Annotated in this window: 11 protein-coding genes; 2 read left to right on the plus strand and 9 right to left on the minus strand. The window is 73.5% G+C overall.

Annotation, left to right across the window (positions count from 1 at the left end):
- Positions 1-36: 36 nt before the first annotated feature.
- A complete protein-coding gene (fbaA, locus tag OG715_RS22650) occupies positions 37-1,065 on the minus strand; it encodes a class II fructose-bisphosphate aldolase (RefSeq protein ID WP_266271787.1) in 1,029 nt (342 codons plus the stop codon).
- Between the two features lie 362 nt (positions 1,066-1,427).
- Here fbaA and OG715_RS22655 point away from each other — a divergent pair, with 362 nt between their 5' ends.
- Positions 1,428-2,153, plus strand: coding sequence for a DedA family protein (locus tag OG715_RS22655; RefSeq protein ID WP_266270677.1), 726 nt, complete (start codon positions 1,428-1,430; stop codon positions 2,151-2,153).
- 92 nt (positions 2,154-2,245) lie between these two features.
- Here the strand turns inward: OG715_RS22655 and pyrE are convergent, their stop codons facing one another.
- The 8 genes from pyrE to OG715_RS22695 form a co-directional block, all read right to left on the minus strand.
- Positions 2,246-2,782: an orotate phosphoribosyltransferase gene (gene pyrE, locus OG715_RS22660; protein ID WP_266270678.1), complete on the minus strand. Its 537-nt coding sequence runs from the start codon at positions 2,780-2,782 to the stop codon at positions 2,246-2,248.
- 212 nt (positions 2,783-2,994) lie between these two features.
- A complete protein-coding gene (locus tag OG715_RS22665; RefSeq protein ID WP_266270680.1) occupies positions 2,995-4,161 on the minus strand; it encodes an SRPBCC family protein in 1,167 nt (388 codons plus the stop codon).
- Between the two features lie 138 nt (positions 4,162-4,299).
- A complete protein-coding gene (locus OG715_RS22670) occupies positions 4,300-5,949 on the minus strand; it encodes a spermine/spermidine synthase domain-containing protein (protein WP_407661005.1) in 1,650 nt (549 codons plus the stop codon).
- Positions 5,950-6,091: 142 nt separating this feature from the next.
- The gene (locus tag OG715_RS22675; protein WP_053642292.1) at positions 6,092-6,619 is read right to left on the minus strand and encodes a DUF2617 family protein; all 528 of its coding nucleotides are present in this window, start codon (positions 6,617-6,619) and stop codon (positions 6,092-6,094) included.
- Positions 6,620-7,062: 443 nt separating this feature from the next.
- Positions 7,063-8,253 (minus strand): pyridoxal phosphate-dependent aminotransferase, encoded by a 1,191-nt coding sequence (locus tag OG715_RS22680; RefSeq protein WP_266270681.1) that lies wholly within the window; start codon positions 8,251-8,253, stop codon positions 7,063-7,065.
- A 149-nt stretch (positions 8,254-8,402) separates the two neighbouring features.
- The gene (locus OG715_RS22685) at positions 8,403-8,969 is read right to left on the minus strand and encodes a type III secretion system chaperone family protein (protein WP_266270682.1); all 567 of its coding nucleotides are present in this window, start codon (positions 8,967-8,969) and stop codon (positions 8,403-8,405) included.
- A 182-nt stretch (positions 8,970-9,151) separates the two neighbouring features.
- Positions 9,152-11,758 carry an ATP-dependent chaperone ClpB gene (clpB, locus tag OG715_RS22690; RefSeq protein ID WP_266270684.1) on the minus strand — a complete coding sequence of 869 codons (2,607 nt, stop codon included), beginning with the start codon at positions 11,756-11,758 and terminating at the stop codon, positions 9,152-9,154.
- Between the two features lie 71 nt (positions 11,759-11,829).
- Positions 11,830-12,897: a LysR family transcriptional regulator gene (locus OG715_RS22695; RefSeq protein WP_323182150.1), complete on the minus strand. Its 1,068-nt coding sequence runs from the start codon at positions 12,895-12,897 to the stop codon at positions 11,830-11,832.
- 71 nt (positions 12,898-12,968) lie between these two features.
- On the opposite strand from OG715_RS22695, the gene OG715_RS22700 reads away from it, so the two are divergent.
- On the plus strand, positions 12,969-14,093 hold the full coding sequence (locus OG715_RS22700; RefSeq protein ID WP_266270685.1) for a TDT family transporter: 1,125 nt from the start codon (positions 12,969-12,971) through the stop codon (positions 14,091-14,093).
- Positions 14,094-14,655 lie beyond the last annotated feature (562 nt).

Raw genomic sequence — 14,655 nt, forward strand, 5'->3', positions numbered from 1 at the left:
GGGGCACGAGTGCAGGACCACTGGGGGCAGGGGCCGCTACTTCAGGCGGTTGCCCGCCGAACGCAGCTGCTGAGCGGCCTCCAGCACGCGCGCGGCCATGCCGGCCTCGGCGAGCTTGCCCCAGGTGCGCGGGTCGTAGGTGTTCTTCCGGCCGACCTCGCCGTCGACCTTCAGCACACCGTCGTAGTTCTGGAACATGTGCGCCACGACGGGGCGGGTGAAGGCGTACTGGGTGTCGGTGTCCAGGTTCATCTTCACGACGCCGTTCTCCAGCGCGGTGGCGATCTCCTCGGCGGTCGAGCCCGAGCCGCCGTGGAAGACGAAGTCGAACGGGTCGTTCTTGCCGTACTGCTTGCCGATCGCGTCCTGGAGCTCGCGCAGCAGCTCCGGCTTCAGCACGACGTTGCCCGGCTTGTAGACGCCGTGCACGTTGCCGAACGAGGCGGCCAGCAGGTAACGGCCCTTCTCGCCCAGGCCCAGGGCCTCGGCGGTGCGGACGGCGTCGTTGACGGTGGTGTACAGCTCGTCGTTGATCTCGTGGGTGACGCCGTCCTCCTCGCCACCGGTCGGGGTGATCTCGACCTCAAGGATGATCTTGGCCGCGGCGGCCACGGCGAGCAGCTCCTGGGCGATGGCCAGGTTGTCGCTCAGCGTCTCGGCGGAGCCGTCCCACATGTGCGACTGGAAGAGCGGGTTCTGGCCCTTGGCGACGCGCTCGGCGGAGACCGCCAGCAGCGGACGGACGTAGCCGTCCAGCTTGTCCTTGGGGCAGTGGTCGGTGTGCAGCGCGACGGTGATGTCGTACTTGGCGGCGACGATGTGCGCGAACTCGGCGAGGGCGACGGCGCCGGTCACCATGTCCTTGTTGTGCTGGCCGCCCAGGAACTCCGCGCCGCCGGTCGAGATCTGGATGATGCCGTCGCTCTCGGCCTCGGCGAAGCCGCGCAGCGCGGCGTGCAGGGTCTGCGAGGAGGTCACGTTGATCGCCGGGTAGGCGAACTTGCCCGCCTTGGCCCGGTCCAGCATCTCGTTGTAGATCTCGGGAGTTGCGATGGGCATGCGAATCCGCTCCTGTCGGTGTGCGGCGTACGGACGGTGCTGTCCGACGCTGTGTACGCCTGGTGACGACTCCGGGGTACCGGGGCCGGTGCGCGGCTCTGCGTGCGGCTTGACCGGTACCGAGGTCAGAGGCAGCGGCCGCGGAGCGGCGATGAGGGTGTTCGCCACCGCGGGCCGGTCGCCGGTGCCATCTTCCCAGAATGCCCACCGCCTCCACCATGCGGCCCGCCAGTCGGGACGGCGGCCCCGGCGGCCCGCCGTTCCGGGGCCGCGTCCCGGGTGCGGCGGTGACGTGCGACGAAAGGACGATCACCCACCGACCCCCTGGGGCGAGGCTCGAACAAAGACGGGCCCGCTATCCTGCGGCCGTGGACTACAACCAGCTGGCCGTCAATCTGCTCGACGCCAAATCACTGATCTCGTCCCTCGGTGCGATCGGGCTGATCGCGATCATCTTCGCGGAGACCGGCCTGCTGGTCGGGTTCTTCTTCCCGGGTGACTCGCTGCTCATCATCGCGGGTGTCGCCGCCTCCAGCGCCGCCTCGTCGGTCCTCGGCGAGGGCCACCGACTGCCGATCGCGACCCTGCTGATCGGGGCGCCGATCGCGGCGATCGCCGGGGCCCAGCTCGGGCACCAGATCGGGGTGAAGGTCGGACCGAAGATGTTCGACAAGCCCGACTCGAAGATCTTCAAGCGCGAGTACGTGCAGAAGGCCGAGGAGTACTTCAACCGCTTCGGCCCCGGCAAGGCCGTCGTGCTCGCCCGCTTCATGCCGATCGTCCGGACCTTCCTGAACCCGGTCGCGGGCACGCTGGAGATGCCGGCCAGGACCTTCTTCCTCTGGAACGTCATCGGCGGCGTGCTGTGGACCGAGTCGATGCTGCTGATCGGCTACTTCTTCGGTGACGCGCTCGCTCCGGTGATCGACAAGTACCTGATCCCGGCCGTGCTGCTGATCGTGCTGCTCTCCATCTCGCCGATGCTGGTCGAGGTGCTGCGCGAGCGCCGGAAGAAGAAGGCCGCCGGCCCGGAGGCCGAGAACGCCGACGCCGATGCCGTCCAGGCCGGCGGCGGCCGGCACCGGCGCGGCTGAGCCTTCCACCCAGGACAACGGCCGGGGCCCGGCACTGTTTCACGTGAAACAGTGCCGGGCCCCGGCCGTTCGGTCGTGCGGGGAGTCGGGGCTCAGAGGCCCAGGTCGTCCAGGTCGTACGCCGTGACGTAGGGCAGGCCCTCGGCCTCGACCGCGGCGGCGCCGCCGCGCTCGACGATCACCGCGACGCCGACCACCTCGGCGCCCGCCTCGCGCAGGGCCTCGACGGCGGTCAGCACCGAGCCGCCGGTGGTGGAGGTGTCCTCGACGGCCAGCACCCGGCGGCCCTTGACCTCCGGGCCCTCGATCCGGCGCTGCAGGCCGTGCGCCTTGCCGGCCTTGCGGACCACGAAGGCGTCCAGCTCACGGCCGCGCGCGGCGGCGGCGTGCAGCATCGCGGCGGCGACCGGGTCGGCGCCCAGGGTCAGCCCGCCCACGGCGTCGTACTCCAGGTGCGCGGTGGCGTCCAGCATCACCCGGCCGACCAGCGGAGCGGCCTGGCCGTCCAGCGTGATCCGGCGCAGGTCGACGTAGTAGTCGGCCTCCTTGCCGGAGGAAAGGGTGACCTTGCCGTGGACGACGGCCTTGTTCTTGATCTGTGCCAGCAGGGCGTCGCGGTCGTTGCTCATGGACATTCAGTCTAGGGCCTGCCTTCGGCCCCCCGCCTGCGGTGCGCCGCCGGGGCACGCACCTCGACGGCTTCTCGTCGGTCGCCGATGCTCCGCATGGACTCCCTCCTCGGCACCGCCGATGCACGCACCCCAACGCCGCCCCGCCCGCCCTGCGGGCGGACGACGGGGGGCCGAAGGCAGGCCCTGGGCCTGCCCCACCCCGGGGCCGGTCAGCGGCGGCGGCGCAGGGCCCTGACCAGCACGACGGTGCCGCCCAGCAGGGCCACTCCGCCGCCGATCATCCACGGCACCGTGCTGCGGCCGCCCACTCCGGGCACCACGATGCCGCCGGCGTCGCCGCCCCAGCGGGAGGCCGCCCGGGCGCGGGCGCTGCGGGCCGGCAGGGCGGGGGCGTACGGGCCGCGCGGCGGGGCGTGGTCGACCTCCTCGGCGGAGCGGCCGACGATGCTGCGGCGGACCGGGCCGCCGAGCACCGGCTCCGGCTCGTAGCCGAAGGGCGGCTCGGCGGGGAGTTCGGCGGAGACCTCGCGCTCGATCCCGGCGGCGGGCGTGTCGTCCGCGGCCCCGCCGGCGGCGGGTTCGTCGACGTCGTCGGCCTCGTCCGGGTCGCCGAGCGGGAGGCCGAAGCGCTCCGCGTCGGCGTCGGAGAAGGCGATGAGGTCGGAGAGGTCGTCGTCGAGGTCGTCGCCCGGCTCGTCCTCGCGGTCCTCGTCGAGGGCCTCGTGGCGGTTCTCCAGGAACACCACCGTGGCGGAGTCCTCGGAGTCCTCGGCCTTCTCGACGTCGTCGGTGTCGCCGGAGTCCTCGGTGTCGCCGGAGCCCTCGGAATCCTGGACGTCCTCGGCGGCGTCCGCGTCGGTCCCGGCCTCCGCGTCCGTCCCGGTCTCCGCCTCGCCCTCGGCGTCGCTGTCCGCCCCTGCCCCGGCGCTACCGTCCGGCGAGGCCAGGGTGGCGGCGAAGCGGTCCAGCAGCCGGCGGCCGGCCGCGTCGAGCGTCTCGCCGTCGAACTCGGTCAGCCGCCCGGTGGCACTCAGGTCACCGGTGAAGCGCACCACCGAGGTGCCCTGCTCGGTGCCCTCGGTGACGCTGATCCGGACGGTGGCGGTCGCCTCGCCGCTGCCGCGGGCCTCCTGGCCCTCGGCGAACGCGGTCAGCACGCCCTCGCGGCCCTCGATCAGTGAGAGCACGCCCTTGTAGGTGATGGTGGAGGTGCCGATCCGCAGCTTCAGCCGCCCCCCGATCTCCTCCGCCGGGCCACCGCCGACGGCGGCCGGTTCGGTGCTCAGCCCCGGCACGGAACGCGCCAGCAGCGCCGGATCCTGCAGGGCCTGCCTGACCTGCCCGGCCGGCATCGGGACGACAACCTCATGCTCCATGGCACGGAGCCTACCGACCGAACCCGCGCCCGGCCCCGCCCTGTCCCCTACCTGTCGCCGTGGCTCGTCCGGGCGCCGCCCGGCCGCCGGCCCCCGACCGGCGGGGGCCGGAGCGGGCCGACGGGGCGGCGGATCCGGTCAGTGCGGGCCGAGCAGGGTGAGGGCGGCGGGCGGCCGGAGCGGACGCAGGGCGGTGAGCCGGGCGGCGGAGGCGCGAAGGCCGTCCGCGGTGAAGGCGAGGGGCGGCGGTGCGTCGGGGGACAGGGTGAGCGGAGGCTGGGCGGCAGCGGCGAGCAGGAAGCTCTGGCTGCTCGCCGGCCCCGGCCGGCAACTGGCCGTGGCGCCGCCCGTGACGGCGTACGGGACGGTCCGCAGCCCGGCCGCCCGGAGCCCGGACTCCACCTGCCACAGCCCCTGCCGTCCGGGCTGCTCCTCGCCGCCGCGCACGGCGAGCCGTCCGCCCGGGGCGAGCAGCCGGGTGGTGAGGCCGTAGAACTCCTGGGAGTGGAACTTCACCGGCCCGCCGTCGGCGGGGGCGGGCAGGTCGGCGAGGACCACGTCGAAGGACTGGCCGGGCGAGGGCCGGACGCCGCGCAGCCAGTCCAGCGGGTCGGCCTCGGCGGTGCGCACCCGGGGGTCGTCCAGGGACCGGCCGGAGAGCGCGGCGAGGCCCGGGTCGGTGCGGGCGAGCCGGGGCAGCTCCGGGTCAGGGTCGACCACCAGCACCGAGCGGACGCCGCTGTGCCGCAGCACCTCCCGCAGCGCGAGCCCGTCCCCGCCGCCGAGCAGCAGGACCCGTCCGTCCGGTCCGGCGGCCATGGCGGGGTGGACGAGGGCCTCGTCGCCCCGGTAGGCGTCCGGTCCGCAGACCGCGAGCCGGCCGTCGACGTACAGCCGCAGCGGGCCCTCGGCCGGGCCGGTGAGCACGATCTCCTGGTCGCGGTTCTGGCTGACGGAGCGGATCTGCCCGCCGTACAGGGCCTGCCGGGCCGCCCGTTCGACCGCGCCGGACCACAGCGCGGCCGAGGCGAGCAGGGCGAGGACGAGAGCGCAGCCGCCCCAGAGCAGCCTCCGGGCCCGGGGGTCCGGTTCCTCGCGGAAGAGCCAGAGCACCAGGGCGCCCCCGGCGACGGCGTTGACGGCGCCGGTGACCAGCGCGCCGCTGCCGGGGCCGAGCAGGGGCAGGATCAGGAACGGGAAGGCGAGGCCGCCGATCAGCGCGCCCACGTAGTCGGCGGCGAAGAGGTCGGCGGCGGCGCGTCCGGCGTCCTCGCGGCGGATCCGCTGGATCAGGGTCATCAGCAGCGGGATCTCGGCGCCGATGAGGACGCCGATGAGGCAGGTCAGGCCGACCATCGCGGCCTGGTAGCGGCCGATCCAGGCCCAGCAGGAGTAGAGCGCCAGTACGGACAGGCCGCCGGTGAGGGCGAGGGCGCACTCGACCAGGGCGAAGGCGGTGGCGGGCCGTCGGGTGAAGCGTTTGGCGAGCAGCGAGCCGAGGCCCATCGCGAACACCATGACGGAGAGCACGACCGAGGTTTGGGTGACCGAGTCCCCGAGCAGATAGTCGCCGAGGGCCACGAGTTCCAGCTCGTAGACGAGTCCGCAGGCCGCGCAGACGAACGCGGCGAGCAGCACCACCAGCCGGGCGAGCTTGGGGCGGGCACGCAGGCGGGACCGACGGCGGGCGGGCAGGGAGGTCAGGCTCCGCCCGGGCCGCGGTGGGCTGCCGTCGTCGAGGTCGAGGCCCGGCTGTGCGGGGGGCGGACCGACCGGATGATTGATCACGAACAAACGCTAGGCGACGTTCGGGACGGACGGCTGCGCCCATTCGACGGACAGGGCGGTATCGCAGGTTGACGAATCGTTCCTGCGTACGAATGAAGGCGCACGACCGGGGCTATCGACGGCGCGGTGGGGTCGGTGCCGGTCATCGGGCGACCACCAGCGAGGAGCGGGTGCAGACCAGCCGCCCTTCCTGCGGATAGGCGTGCCAGGTGCGCCAGAGCAGGCGGTCCACCCCGCCCTGGGTGACCAGCGCGGTGAAGGCGCTGGGGTCGCCGGGGAAGACGCCGGCCAGGCCGCGCGGGTGGCCCTCGACCAGGGCGAGCAACTCCTGCGCGCGGGCGGCGAAGTCGTGCGGCGGGAGGGCCTCGATCCGGGCCGCGAACTCGTACTCCCAGCCGTCGACCTGCTTGGCCACCCGGGCGGGCAGCGGCGTCCGGCGGCCGGGCAGGCAGGCGACGGTCTCCAGGCAGTGGCCGGGGCCGGCGGCGATCACCACCTGGTGGGAGGCGCCCAGCAGGCGCAGCTGGAGGGTGCCGGACGGGCCGGGGTGGCCGGGGCCGTCGAGTCTCAGGTCGCGGACCGCGAGGGCGGGCAGCGGCTCGCCGCCCAGGCACCAGGCCAGGTCACCCGCGCGGGTGTCCGTGTAGGAGGTCTGCAAAGTGGTGAGCATGCTCGGCTCCGCGTTTCAGCTCCGTGCGCGCCCTCCGAGCAGCAGCGATGGGCCCGGGTCAAGGCGGGGCTGTTCGTGGCTGTGCGGTCCAGGGCGCGGCCGACCGTGGAAGGAAGGATTCCGGCTGGAGATTCAGCAGCAGAGAAGCACGAATACGCCGGGTCCGTCGGTGATTTACCCAACTTTGTCAAGCATTCACCGTTTCGAGCACATCGGCTTCGCTGCTCTGATCGACCCGGTGTGCGACTGTGCACCGCGCGCGCCTTTCGCCCCGGCCCGCACGCCGTGTGCGCGGCTCGCACGCTGTTCGCACCACGCGTACGCCCTCGCCCCGGACGCGCCGGGCGCACGGCAGCAGCCTTCGGCGAAACCCTGCCGCGCAGGCACGACGGATTGCCCGACAGGCAGCAAATCCGCCGCCCGCCGGGAGAATTGACGAATCGTCAGGACGTGCGAGAGGTCCGGTCGACGGGACGGAGCCGGGTCAGTCGGTCGACCGCCTCCTCCAGCACGTCCACCCGCTTGCAGAACGTGAAGCGCACCAGCGGGCGGCCCGCGGCGACGTCGTCGTAGAAGACGGCGTTGGGGATGGCCACGACCCCGCAGCGCTCGGGCAGGCCGCGGCAGAACTCGATGCCGTCCTGCTCGCCCAGCGGGGTGATGTCGGTGGTGACGAAGTAGGTGCCCCCGGGGCGGAAGACCCGGAACCCGGCCGCGGCGAGGCCGTCCGAGAGCAGGTCGCGCTTGTGCAGCAGATCCGCGCGGAAGCCGTCGAAGTAGCTGTCGGGCAGGGCGAGGGCCTCGGCGACGGCGTACTGGAACGGGCCGGCGCTGACATAGGTGAGGTACTGCTTGGCGGTGCGGACGGCGGCGACCAGCTCGGGTGTGCCGGTCACCCAGCCGACCTTCCAGCCGGTGAAGGAGAAGGTCTTGCCGGCCGAGGAGATCGAGACGGTGCGCTCGCGCATGCCGGGCAGGGCGGCGATCGGGTGGTGGGCGCCCTCGAACACCAGGTGCTCGTAGACCTCGTCGGTGACCACCAGGAGGTCGCGCTCGACGGCGAGTTCGGCGACGGCGGCGAGCTCCTCGGGGGAGAGGACGAGACCGGTCGGGTTGTGCGGCGAGTTGAGCAGCAGCAGCCGGGTGCGGGGGGTGACCAGGGAGCGCAGCCGGTCCAGGTCGGGGCGGAAGTCGGGGGCACGCAGGGTGAGCGGGACCCGGACCGCGCCGGCCATCGCGATGCAGGCGCTGTAGGAGTCGTAGAACGGTTCGAGGGCGATGACCTCGTCGCCGGGCTCCAGCAGGGCGAGCAGGGCGGCGGCGATGGCCTCGGTGGCGCCGGCGGTGACCAGCACCTCGGTGTCCGGGTCGTAGTCGAGGCCGTAGCGGCGCCGCTGGTGCGCCGAGATCGCGGTCCGCAGCTCGGGGACGCCCGGGCCGGGCGGGTACTGGTTGCCGCGCCCGTCGCGCAGCGCCCGGACGGCGGCCTCGCGGACCTCCTCGGGACCGTCGGTGTCGGGGAACCCCTGGCCGAGGTTGATCGAGCCGGTGGCGGTGGCCAGTGCGGACATCTCCGCGAAGATCGTCGTACCGAGCCCGTCCAGACGACGGTTCAGCAGCGGCCTCGCACCCATCACGGCTCCTCGTACCTCGGTGTCGGCGGTGGTCGGGCCCGTTCCGGGGCCCGGTCGGGGCCCATCCTGCGGCCGGAAGGGTCCCGGGGACAAGGAAGGCCCGCCACCGGGTGCCGGTGGCGGGCCGTGCACGGGGGTTCCCCGCGGGCTCAGTTCTCCTCGGAACCGTCGGCGGACGGCTTGTCCTCGCCGCCCTCGCCCTCGATCTCGTCCTGGAGGCCCAGCCGCTCGACGATCCACTGCTCGAAGCCGACCGCGGCCTGGGTCCAGTTGGCGGTGGTGGTGACGAAGTAGTCCAGGTTGACGCCGGTGCCGACGATCATCTGGGCCTCACCGATCAGCCGGACCACGCCGTCCTCGTGGGTGTGGGTGTAGACCTTGGGCCACAGGGTCTCCCGGTTCCACTCGTCGATCAGGTCGAGGATCTCGCCCTTCTTCTCCAGCGGGTACGCGCGGTCGTAGAACGCCCGGACCGCGAAGAGCTCCTTCTGCTCGCCGCGGAACATGTAGTAGACGCGGAAGCCCTCCCAGGGAGCGGTGAGGTCACCCTCCTCGTCGACCACGTGCTTGAGCTGCATCTGGTCGAGCAGCTGGCCGACCAGGGCCTGGTCCGGGACGATGATCGGCGGCGGGCCGGCCGGTCGGCCGCCCTGACCGCCGGGCTGACCGCCCTGCGGCGCGCCGAAGGACGGGATGGACGACGGGTCGATGCTCATGGGGTCCTCTTCCTCAGTGCACATGGTGGTCGGCAATGAGAGGCCGCCCTTCCGAGTCCATCCTGCCTCATCCGGGCCCCACCTCACAGGGGTGCCCGCAAGAGGGGATGGCATGGCCGGATCACGGTGCGCCCCCGGGTGATCCGGGGGCGCGGCGGGCCCGGTCGACCGGTCCCGGAGGGTCATTTCTCCAGTGGTCCGCGGGCACGGACGGTGAGGCCGTCGCCGGTCTCGTCCCGCTCGACCAGCACGGTGTCGCCGTCGTGCACCTGGCCCGCCAGGATCGCCCGGGCCAGCTGGTCGCCGATCGCGGACTGCACCAGCCGGCGCAGCGGCCGGGCGCCGTACGCCGGGTCGTAGCCGGTGAGCGCCAGCCAGTCCCGGGCGGCGGCGGAGACCTCCAGGTCGAGCCGGCGGTCGCGCAGCCGGTCGGCGAGCCGGGCCACCTGGAGGTCGACGATCCGGGTCAGCTCGGCGGTGCCGAGCGGGTCGAAGACCACGATGTCGTCCAGCCGGTTGAGGAACTCCGGCTTGAAGGCGGACCGCACCGACTCCAGGACGAGGTCCTTCTTCCGCTCGTCCGGGGTGGTCGGGTCCACCAGGAACTGGCTGCCCAGGTTGGAGGTGAGGATCAGGATCGCGTTGCGGAAGTCCACCGTGCGGCCCTGGCCGTCGGTGAGCCGGCCGTCGTCGAGCACCTGGAGCAGCACGTCGAAGACCTCGGGGTGGGCCTTCTCCACCTCGTCCAGCAGCACCACGCTGTACGGGCGGCGGCGGACCGCCTCGGTGAGCTGGCCGCCCTCCTCGTAGCCGATGTACCCGGGCGGGGCGCCGACCAGGCGGGAGACGGAGTGCTTCTCGCCGTACTCGCTCATGTCGATGCGGACCATCGCCCGCTGGTCGTCGAAGAGGAAGTCGGCCAGGGCCTTGGCGAGTTCGGTCTTGCCGACGCCGGTGGGGCCGAGGAAGAGGAAGGAGCCGGTCGGGCGGTCCGGGTCGGCGATGCCGGAGCGGGTGCGCCGCACGGCGTCCGACACGGCCTGCACGGCCTCCGGCTGGCCGATCAGGCGTCGGCCCAACTCCTCCTCCATGCGCAGGAGTTTGGAGCTCTCACCCTCCATCATCCGGCCGGCCGGGATGCCGGTCCAGGACGCCACCACATCGGCCACGTCGTCCGGGCCGACCTCCTCCTTGACCATCGAGTCGGAGGTGTCCTCGCCGGCGGCGCGCTCCTGGGCGTCGGCGAGCTCCTTCTCGGCGGCCGGGATCTCGGCGTACATCAGCTTCGACGCGCGCTCGAAGTCGCCGTCCCGCTGGGCGCGTTCGAGCGCGCCGTGCAGGTCCTCCAGCCGCTCCTTGAGCTCGCCGACCCGGTTCAGGCTCTTCTTCTCCTGCTCCCACCGGGCCGTGAGCACGCTCAACTGCTCGTTCTTGTCGGCGAGATCGCGGCGGAGCTTGGCCAGCCGGTCGACCGAGGCCGGGTCCGACTCCTTCTCCAGGGCCAGCTCCTCCATCCGCAGGCGGTCGACGGAGCGCTGGAGTTCGTCGATCTCGACCGGCGAGGAGTCGATCTCCATCCGCAGCCGGGAGGCCGCCTCGTCGACCAGGTCGATCGCCTTGTCCGGCAGGAAGCGGGAGGTGATGTACCGGTGCGAGAGGGTGGCCGCGGCGACCAGTGCGGCGTCCGCGATCTGCACCTTGTGGTGCGCCTCGTAGCGGCCCTTGAGGCCGCGCAGGATGGCGATCGAGTCCTCGACGTTCGGCTCGCCGACCAGCACCTGCTGGAAGCGGCGCTCCAGGGCCGGGTCCTTCTCGATCCGCTCGCGGTACTCGTCCAGGGTGGTGGCGCCGACCATCCGCAGCTCGCCGCGGGCCAGCATCGGCTTGAGCATGTTGCCGGCGTCCATCGCGGAGTCGCCGCCGGCGCCCGCGCCGACCATGGTGTGCAGCTCGTCGATGAAGGTGACGACCTGGCCGTTGCTCTGCTTGATGTCGTTGAGGACGGCCTTCAGCCGCTCCTCGAACTCGCCGCGGTACTTGGCCCCGGCCACCATCGCGCCGAGGTCCAGGGAGACCAGCCGCTTGCCGCGCAGCGACTCCGGCACGTCGCCGGCCACGATGCGCTGGGCCAGGCCCTCGACCACGGCCGTCTTGCCGACGCCGGGCTCGCCGATCAGCACCGGGTTGTTCTTGGTCCGGCGGGAGAGCACCTGCACCACCCGGCGGATCTCCTGGTCCCGGCCGATCACCGGGTCGAGCTTGCCGTCCCGGGCGGCCTGGGTGAGGTCGGTGCCGTACTTCTCCAGGGCCTTGTAGGTGCCCTCGGGGTCCGGTGAGGTGACCCGGGCGCTGCCGCGGACGTCCTTGAACGCGGCCAGCAGCGCCTTGGCGGTGGCGCCCTGCCGCACCAGCGGCTCGGCCACCGCCCCGCCCTCGGCGGCCAGGCCGACCAGCAGGTGCTCGGTGGAGACGTACTGGTCGTCGAGGTCGTCGGCGCGCTTGCCGGCCTCGGTCAGCACGGCCATCGTGTCGCGGGCCAGCTGCGGCGCGGCGACGGTGGAGCCGGAGGCGCTGGGCAGTCCGGCCAGCTGCCGGCGGGCCTCGGCGTCGATCGCGGACACGTCCGCGCCGACCGCCTCCAGCAGCGGTTTGGCGATGCCCTCGGGCTGTTCCAGCAGGGCGATCAGGATGTGCACCGGTTTGACGTCCGGGTTGCCGGCCGCGCCGGCCTGCCGGATCGCGGCGGACAGGGCGTCCTGCGTCTTGGTGGTGAACTTGCTGGCGTCCACTGCTGGGGGGTCCTCCCTCGTCGAGCTGATGTCTGCTCTCTACAGCATGCACTAAGTTGAGTCTATTCCGCTCAACTTTTGCGTGAACGGTCGGGGCGGGCCCGCAGAACGGGCCGCTCGCTCCGCGCGGCCGTCCCGGTCGCGCCGGGGGCCGCGCCCGTCCCGGTCTGCGGCCGGGCCGCCGACCGCGGCGGGAGGGTCCGCGCCTGGGCCATCCTCGCCTGGTGCGTCCCCGCCGTCCGCCGGGTCAGCGCCAGCAGGTCCCGGGCCGGCCCGGTCGGCCGCTGCCCGGACGGCCAGACCGCCCGCAGCGGCCGCCGCAGGTCCAGTTCCTCCGCCAGCCGCACCGCCACCAGCCGCCGGGTCGCCAGTTCCTCCACCACCGCCAGCTCGCTCAGGCAGACCGGCCCGGCGCCGGTCATCGCCGCCGCCTTCAGCGCCGTCGACGAGGCCAGCTCCAGCCGGGGCGGTGCGGCGCCGCCGTACGGGGCCAGCGCCATCTCCAGCACCTCCCTGGTCCCCGAGCCCGGCTCGCGCAGCACCAGCGGGGTCGCCGAGAGCTCCGCCCCGGACAGCGGCGAGCGCCGCCGCGCCCACGGATGGTCCGGCGCCACCACGACCACCAGCCGGTCCGCCGCCACCACCGCGCCCGCCAGACCGGCCGGCGGCAGCGGCCCCTCGACGAACCCCAGGTCGGCGTCCCTGGCCAGCACGTGCCCGGCCACGTCCGCCGAGTTGGCGGTGCGCAGCGTCACGGCCGTCCCCGGATTGGTCGCGTGCAGCGCCAGCAGCCAGCCCGGCATCAGGTACTCGGCGACGGTCAGGCTGGCCACCACGGTCAGCCGGGCGTCCCGGCGTTCGCGCAGCGCGTCGATCCCGGCGTCCAGCGCCTGCGCCGCCTCCACCACCTGCCGGGCCCACTCGACCACCAGCCGGCCCGCCTCGGTGGGCCGGGAGCCGCGCGGGGAGCGCTCCAGCAGCGGGACGCCGATCTGCCGCTCCATCCCCTTGATCCTGGCGCTGGCGGTCGGCTGGCTCACCCCGATCTCGGCGGCGGCCCGGCCGACACTGCCGAGCCGGGCCACCGCGAGCAGCAGCTCCAGGGCACCGATTTCGGGGACGCGCGGGGAGAGGGGCATAGATTCAGGCTATGCCCTCATAGAGCGGGCGGCGCTACCGGCGGCCGACCTCCCGGGGGACGGTTGATGCCATGGTCACCCTGCTCAGCGCCGCTCCCCCCCTGTCCGTCCGGGCCCGCCTCGTCGACCGGGCCCGCCGCCTCGACCTCTCCCAGCTCACCCCGAACTGGTACGCGGTGGTCATGGGGACCGCGATCGTGGCGAACGGCGCGGCGGCCCTCCCGGTCCGGTGGCCCGGCCTGCTGGGGTTCGCCGAGGTGGTGTGGGCGCTCGGACTGGCCGCCCTGCTGCTGCTCGGCACCGCCCGCGCGGTCCACCTGACCCGGCACCGCGAGGCCGCCAGGGAGCACCTGCTGGAGAACCCGGCCACCGCCGTCTTCTACGGCTGTCCGCCGATGGCGCTGCTCTCGGTCGGCCTCGGCACCCTGACCGTCGGCTCCCGGGTGCTCGGCACCGGCCCGGCCGTCGCGATCGACCTGGTGCTGTGGACGGCGGGCACGCTGTACGCGCTGGCCGTCGCGGTCGGCATCCCCTATCTGATGATCACCCGGCACAAGGTCTCCCCGCTCGGGGCCAACCCGACCTGGCTGCTGCCCGTGGTCGCCCCGCTGGTCGCCTCCGCCGCCGGCCCGGCGCTCGTCCCGCACCTGCCCGCCGGCGGCGCCCGGGAGGCCCTGCTGTACGGCTGCGCGACGCTGTTCGGGATCGGCCTGCTGGCCACCCTGGCCCTGCTGCCGGTGGTGCTCACCGGCCTGGTGCACAGCAAGCTGTCCGCCCTGGCGCTCACCCCGACCCTGTTCCTGGTGCTCGGCCCGCTCGGCCAGTCCACCACCGCCGTGCACCAGCTCGCCGACGCCGCCGGACCGGTCCTCCCCGGGCTCGCCCCGGTCGCGGTGCCGCTGGCCGAGCTGTACGGCGTGGCCGTGCTCGGCGTCGCGATGCTGTGGCTGCTGCTCGCCCTCGCCGCCAACCTGCGCGCCCGGCGGGCCGGGATGGGCTTCGGGATGACCTGGTGGGCGTTCACCTTCCCGATCGGCACCTGCGTCACCGGAGCCGCCGCGCTGGCCCGGCACACCGGCTTCGCCGGGTTCACCGGACTCGCCGTCGGCCTGTTCGCGCTGCTGCTGGCGGGTTGGGCGCTCGCGGCCGGCGGCACGGCCCGCGCGCTGGCCGACGGACGGCTGCTGGCCCGCTGAGGTCCGCAGGAACCGGCTCCGACCGCGCCGCAGGACCGGCTCCGACGGCCTCCCGCGTCCGGTTTTCCGGACTCCGCGCGTCCGCCACCGACCGGACGGACGGTCGGAGAACTTCCACCGCACCCCGCTGACCTGGGACTTCGCAGGAACCGGCAGCGGCCCGTTGCAGTCGGTGCCGGTCCGGCGCTGCAGGTTTCTGCAATTGCGAGAACATGCAGCAGGGCGGCACTTGTTCACCGGCCGTCACGCTGTGAGGGTGGAGTCACGCCAGGTCGACCGGGCAACCGCAGCCCGACGACGGTGACTTGCTCTTCAAAGCTGGATGCGACCGGCACGTCCGTACGTGCCTGCATATCGGGGGGAAGAGCGCCGGCCGGGACGCCATGTGTGGTGATGGCCCCCGGGACCGGAGCCGGCGAGGCGTTGCTGCTCCGCCTCGCCGGAAGCACTGTGACCGCGGCGTGGACCGACGGCTCCCCGGACCCGTGTGCGACGGCACCCGGAGTCCGGGGGCCCGTCGGTCCCCAGTACCGTGAGGCCGCCGGCCACCGCGCGGCGCGCG

Origin of the sequence: Kitasatospora purpeofusca, assembly GCF_036010405.1 — a bacterium.
Lineage (GTDB): Bacteria > Actinomycetota > Actinomycetes > Streptomycetales > Streptomycetaceae > Kitasatospora > Kitasatospora purpeofusca.

Coding starts and splice junctions, on each gene's coding strand:
- pyrE (WP_266270678.1), bottom strand. CDS start 2,782: ATGAGCAACGACCGCGACGCCCTGCTGGCACAGATCAAGAACAAGGCC.
- OG715_RS22665 (WP_266270680.1), bottom strand. CDS start 4,161: ATGGAGCATGAGGTTGTCGTCCCGATGCCGGCCGGGCAGGTCAGGCAG.
- OG715_RS22675 (WP_053642292.1), bottom strand. CDS start 6,619: ATGCTCACCACTTTGCAGACCTCCTACACGGACACCCGCGCGGGTGAC.
- OG715_RS22680 (WP_266270681.1), bottom strand. CDS start 8,253: ATGGGTGCGAGGCCGCTGCTGAACCGTCGTCTGGACGGGCTCGGTACG.
- OG715_RS22685 (WP_266270682.1), bottom strand. CDS start 8,969: ATGAGCATCGACCCGTCGTCCATCCCGTCCTTCGGCGCGCCGCAGGGC.
- OG715_RS22695 (WP_323182150.1), bottom strand. CDS start 12,897: ATGCCCCTCTCCCCGCGCGTCCCCGAAATCGGTGCCCTGGAGCTGCTG.
- OG715_RS22700 (WP_266270685.1), top strand. CDS start 12,969: ATGGTCACCCTGCTCAGCGCCGCTCCCCCCCTGTCCGTCCGGGCCCGC.